This is a genomic window from Pandoraea sp. E26 (genome assembly GCF_000681415.1).
Taxonomy (GTDB): domain Bacteria; phylum Pseudomonadota; class Gammaproteobacteria; order Burkholderiales; family Burkholderiaceae; genus Pandoraea; species Pandoraea pnomenusa.
Map to the genome: position 1 here is coordinate 1 of NZ_AYXJ01000044.1, position 5475 is coordinate 5475.

Consider the following 5475-nt stretch of genomic DNA (forward strand, 5'->3'; position numbering starts at 1 on the left):
AGGGGCGCCGTTTGGCGTGTGCTTTCCAAAGTACATCGCCCCTAGAGCTGAACAGACAGTATCGATGAAGGCGTCATCCCCATAGGCGAAAGGCTCCACCTGAAGAACTAGCCACTATCCGCCTGAGAATCATCAAAGTACAGTCGGGCGATTTTTGGGGAAAAATTGACATCATTGGATTTGAGGCCGTTTATGGAAGATAACGTGAAAATTGACAATAAGAACCAGAAAATTGGTGAAACAGTTCTGATTACAGGCGCCGACGGGTTCATTGGATCGCACCTTACCGAGCTTCTGGTTCGAGAAGGTTTCAAAGTTAAAGCGCTGTCCCAATACAACTCCTTCAATCATTGGGGCTGGCTGGAAGATGTCGAATGCCGAAATGAGATTGAAGTATTGAATGGCGATGTGCGCGATCCTCATTACTGCAAACACGTCACCAAAGACGTGGATATTATCTTCCACTTGGCTGCACTAATTGCCATTCCGTATTCTTACGTGGCACCGGACAGCTATGTGGATACAAATATAAAGGGCACGCTGAATATCTGTCAGGCAGCAATGGATAATGACGTGAAACGTGTCATTCACACCTCCACGAGCGAAGTCTACGGTACCGCCCAGTACGTGCCAATTGACGAGAAACACCCGTTGCAACCGCAATCGCCGTATAGTGCCTCGAAGATTGGCGCTGATGCCATGGCGATGAGCTTCTTCAATGCGTTTGATTTGCCGCTGACCATTGCGCGCCCGTTTAATACGTACGGCCCACGCCAATCAGCACGGGCTGTCATACCTACGATCATTAGCCAGATTGCGAGCGGTAAGAAACAGATCAAGCTTGGCGATGTCAGCCCGACGCGCGACTTCAATTACGTTGCCGATACGTGCCGCGGATTCCTTGAATTGGCTCGTTGCGAAACTGCCATTGGTGAGACGGTGAATATCGGTTCGAATTTCGAAATATCCGTCGGCGACACCCTCAACTTGATCCGGGAACTGATGGATAGTGACGTCGAATTCCTCACCGATGCGCAACGACTACGTCCCGACAAATCGGAAGTTTTCCGACTGTGGTGTGACAATAAAAAGATTCACGATCTAACTGGCTTCAAGCCCGCGTACGACATCCGAGCCGGCCTTAAGGCAACCGTAGAGTGGTTTACACGCGCCGAGAACCTCGCCAAGTACAAAGCCGATATCTATAACGTCTAAATCCATGTACGAATCCCTGGTCCGTTTTGTTCGTGAGCAATACGCTTCGAACGAGTTCATCCCGCTGCACTCCCCCGTGTTCCGCGGACGCGAGCGAGAACTGGTAGTCGACACGATCGATTCGACCTTTGTGTCGAGCGTCGGGGCGTATGTTGATCAATTCGAGCGGGACATCGAGGCGTTTACTGGCAGCCCCAGAGCCGTGGCGGTGATGAACGGGACCGCCGGATTGCACATGGCACTGATGTTGGCCGGTGTGGCGCGTGGCGATCTGGTGATCACGCAGTCGCTGACTTTCGTCGCGACGTGCAACGCCATCGCTTACTGCGGTGCCGAGCCGCTGTTTATCGACGTGGATCGCCGTACGTTAGGGCTTTCGCCGTTCGCCCTGGAGGCTTGGCTTGAAGAACATGCGCTGATTGATGACGACGGCACGTGCCGTACGCGGCAGGGGCACCGCCGCATCCGGGTCTGCCTGCCGATGCATACTTTCGGCCATGCAGTCGATCTCGATGGATTGATGGCAGTGTGCGAGCGCTGGAAGCTGTTCCTGGTGGAGGATGCGGCCGAATCGTTGGGCAGTTTCTACAAAGGCCGGCATACGGGAACCTTCGGTCAGATTGCCGTCCTGAGCTTCAACGGCAACAAAGTGATTACCACAGGGGGCGGGGGCATGATCCTCTCCACCAAGGAAATCGGCGTGCGTGCGAAACATCTCACTACGACGGCAAAGATCCCGCATCCCTACGAATTTGTGCATGACGAGGTCGGCTACAACTACCGGATGCCGAATCTGAACGCAGCCCTGGGTTGTGCGCAACTCGAGCAGTTGCCACGCTTCTTAGCATCGAAGCGGTTGCTGGCACAGCGCTACATCGAGTTCTTTGCCGGATCAGACCTGATGCCTATCGTGGAACCTGAGCACTGCACGTCCAATTACTGGTTAAATGGCGTGATCTGTGAGAGCGCTGAGCAGCGCAATGCGCTGCTAAAGGCCACCAACGATGCAGGCGTCATGACCCGTCCGATCTGGGCCCTGATGAGTCGCCTCCCGATTTACGCAAACGCTTTGCGTGGACCACTGGAGAACTCCGAGTGGCTGGAGGAGCGCGTCGTGAATCTCCCTAGCAGCGTGTTGCCGGACGCACCATGACGTCTCGACGCATCGCAGTCTTCACCAGCACGCGCGCCGAATACGGCCTGTTGCGCCCCCTTATGCGCGAAATCGCCGGGCGGCCGGGCTTGACGCTGCAAGTCATCGCCAGCGGCACGCACTTGTCCCCTCAACATGGCATGACTGTCCGGGAGATCGAGGCAGACGGTTTTGCCGTCGATGCGACCGTGGAAATGCTCTTGTCCAGTGACAGCGCCGTGGCAGCGACCAAATCCGCTGCGTTGGCCATGATGGGAACCGCCGAGGCATTGGATCGATTGCGACCGGACATGCTCGTGCTTCTGGGGGATCGCTACGAACTGCTGGCTGCAGCGCAGGCAGCAGTGCTTGCGCGAGTGCCGATCGCCCATGTCCACGGAGGCGAAATTACGGAGGGGGCAATCGACGAATTGATTCGACATGCCGTCACCAAGCTCGCACATCTGCATTTTCCCGCCGCCGAGCCCTACGCCCAGCGGCTGCGCCAGATGGGCGAATCGCACGACCGTATCTGGACAGTCGGCGCCTTGGCGCTCGACAATATCGCGACCTTGGACCTCGTGGCGCGCGAAGCATTGGAGCAGCATCTGGGACTGAGGCTCAAGTCACCGAGTTTTCTTGTAACTTACCACCCGGTGACCACCCGCGAAGATTCGGGTTTGCATGCTATGCAATCGCTCTTGACGGCCTTGGATGAACTCAACGCCACCGTTGTCGTGACGGGAACCAATGCCGACCCCGGAGCATCGGATATTCGACAGGCGCTCGAGCGTTTTGCGGCACAGCGTCAGGATCGCGTGGTGCTCGTCGAATCCCTCGGTGCGCGCCGCTACTTGAGCCTCATGCTCGAGGTGGACGCCGTTGTTGGCAATTCATCGAGTGGTTTATTGGAGGCACCTGCAATGGGCGTCACTACGGTGGACATTGGCTCCAGACAGCAGGGCCGCTTGCGTGCTCCGTCTGTCATCCATTGCGACGACACCCTCGATTCCGTTCGCGCTGCGCTCTCGCTGGCGCTCGCGCCGGAGCAACAAGCGCTGGCAGCACGTCGAAATACGCCATATGGGAAGCCTGGTGCCGCACGTCGCATCGTTGATGTGCTGGAGGCCACCCGGCTGGACACACTCGAGAAGCCCTTCATCAACTATACCTCGGCTCTTGCCCAGAGCGTCACCTATCCATGAAGCCCGTCTATGTCATCGCCGAAGCCGGAGTCAACCACAACGGCATTCTCGCATTCGCCCGAGAATTGGTGGATCGGGCAGCCGATGCCGGCGCCAACGCGGTCAAGTTCCAGACCTTTGACGCAAAGAAGTTGGCAAGTCGCTCACTCGCCAAGGCAAAATACCAAACGCAGACAACGGAGGCGGAAGAGTCCCAGTTCGACATGCTGCATAAGCTGGAGTTACCAAGGGAATGGCACCATGAACTCCGTGACCGCGCACATGCCCGTGGCATTGAGTTTCTGTCCACAGCCTTTGACCCGGACAGCCTGGACTTTCTCGAATCCCTCAGCATGCCGTTTTACAAGGTGCCGTCTGGAGAGCTGACTAACGGCCCCCTGCTCTGGAAGTTCGCTCGACAGCGTCGGCCCTTGGTCGTTTCCACCGGCATGGCAACACTGTCGGAGGTGGAGTTGGCTTTGGCCGTCATCGCGCATGGATTCAATGCCGATGCGGAGCCCGCTCACGTCGATGAGGTCTGGCAGGGTTGGAGTCGCGCGGAATGGCGTGACTCGCTTCATGACCGAGTCACGCTGCTTCATTGCACGTCCCAATACCCGACACCCATGCATGAGGTCAATCTCAAGGCCATGGATACACTGGCACGGGCATTTAACCTCCCGGTTGGCTACTCGGACCACACTAGCGGCATCCTGATTCCAGTGGTGGCGGTTGCGCGTGGTGCGGTGCTCATCGAAAAGCATTTCACGCTGAATCGCACGATGCCCGGCCCGGACCACCAAGCGTCGCTGGAGCCCGAGGAATTGGCGCGCATGATCAGAGATATCCGAACGATCGAAGTGGCCTTCGGAGATGGCGCCAAGAGCCCACAGGCCAGTGAATGGGATACCCGCAAAGCGGCCCGCCAACAGGTGGTCGCCACGCGCGACATCCGACAGGGCGAATGTTTCACGCGGGCGGATCTGTCGACTGCACGTAGCGGGCGCGGCTTGCCGCCCACGGCACTTTGGGGCTTCGTGGGGCAGCCAGCTCTGCGCGACTACGCCGCTGCAGAACCTCTGGATCCGCAATGAAGCCCGTGCTGATTATCGGTGCAGGCGGGCATGCAAAGGTTGTTGCTGACGCGTTACTAGCGTGTCAACGCCGGGTCTTGGGGTTCACTGTAGGCGAGGCAGCGCGCGGGGAAGCCGTCGAGGTGCTTCCCGGCTTGACAGTGCTGGGGACGGACGACGTCCTGAGCTACTACTCTCCGGGAGAGGTCGACTTAGTCAACGGCTTGGGTGGCGTCGACTGCACGGGCCTGAGGCGACGCGTGCAAGAGCGGTTGGAAGCCGACGGCTGGTACTTCAGCGGCGTCTGCCATCCCACAGCGATGATATCGCCGTTTGCTACTGTGTCTCCCGGGGCGCACTTGCTGGCGGCCTGCGTCGTTCAGGCAGGTGCGCGTATCGGTGTGAGTTCGATCATCAATACCGCAGCAGTAGTCGAACATGACAGCGTGGTAGATGCCTATGTCCATGTTGCGCCCCGCGCCGTGCTCTGCGGCAACACCCAAGTGGGCAGCAATTCTCACATTGGCGCTGGCGCAATCGTGCGGCAAGGAGTGCAGTTGGGGCCGAGCACCTTGGTGGGTGCCGGCGCTGTCGTCGTCAAGGATTTTGGAGGGCGAGGGACCTTGATCGGCGTTCCCGCTCGACTAGGGGACCCGCAGTAAGTGAGCGGTAAGCCTGGCCGCCGCAATCGTGACGTGGACGCCAAAGCAAGGCATCTCGATGGAATACATCGAATCGGGCAAGTCGAAGCAAAACGAGTAGATCGAATGGCTCAACCGGACCGCGCAATACGGATGTGATCACCAACGCGATTGATCACCGTCCCTATGGAAGCGGCCGGCCAAGGCGGACGAGGGTGTCAGAAATTCCG

At 58.1% G+C, this 5475-nt stretch carries 5 protein-coding genes; all 5 read left to right on the top strand.

Translation table 11 applies throughout. From position 1 onward, the window contains the following. Positions 1-192 precede the first annotated feature (192 nt). From W930_RS0123980 to W930_RS0124000, 5 genes are read left to right on the top strand one after another with little or no spacing between them, the layout of a single operon-like run. A complete protein-coding gene (locus W930_RS0123980; RefSeq protein WP_024788454.1) occupies positions 193-1215 on the top strand; it encodes an NAD-dependent 4,6-dehydratase LegB in 1023 nt (340 codons plus the stop codon). 4 nt (positions 1216-1219) lie between these two features. Then, positions 1220-2368 carry a LegC family aminotransferase gene (locus W930_RS0123985; RefSeq protein ID WP_023872554.1) on the top strand — a complete coding sequence of 383 codons (1149 nt, stop codon included), beginning with the start codon at positions 1220-1222 and terminating at the stop codon, positions 2366-2368. Continuing rightward, a complete protein-coding gene (neuC, locus tag W930_RS28690; RefSeq protein ID WP_023872555.1) occupies positions 2365-3552 on the top strand; it encodes a UDP-N-acetylglucosamine 2-epimerase in 1188 nt (395 codons plus the stop codon). Before W930_RS0123985 ends, neuC begins: the two co-directional genes overlap by 4 nt. Next, positions 3549-4625, top strand: coding sequence for an N-acetylneuraminate synthase (neuB, locus tag W930_RS0123995; RefSeq protein ID WP_023872556.1), 1077 nt, complete (start codon positions 3549-3551; stop codon positions 4623-4625). The genes neuC and neuB overlap by 4 nt, the downstream gene beginning before the upstream one ends. After that, on the top strand, positions 4622-5266 hold the full coding sequence (locus tag W930_RS0124000; RefSeq protein ID WP_024788455.1) for an acetyltransferase: 645 nt from the start codon (positions 4622-4624) through the stop codon (positions 5264-5266). The genes neuB and W930_RS0124000 overlap by 4 nt, the downstream gene beginning before the upstream one ends. Positions 5267-5475: the final 209 nt, after the last annotated feature.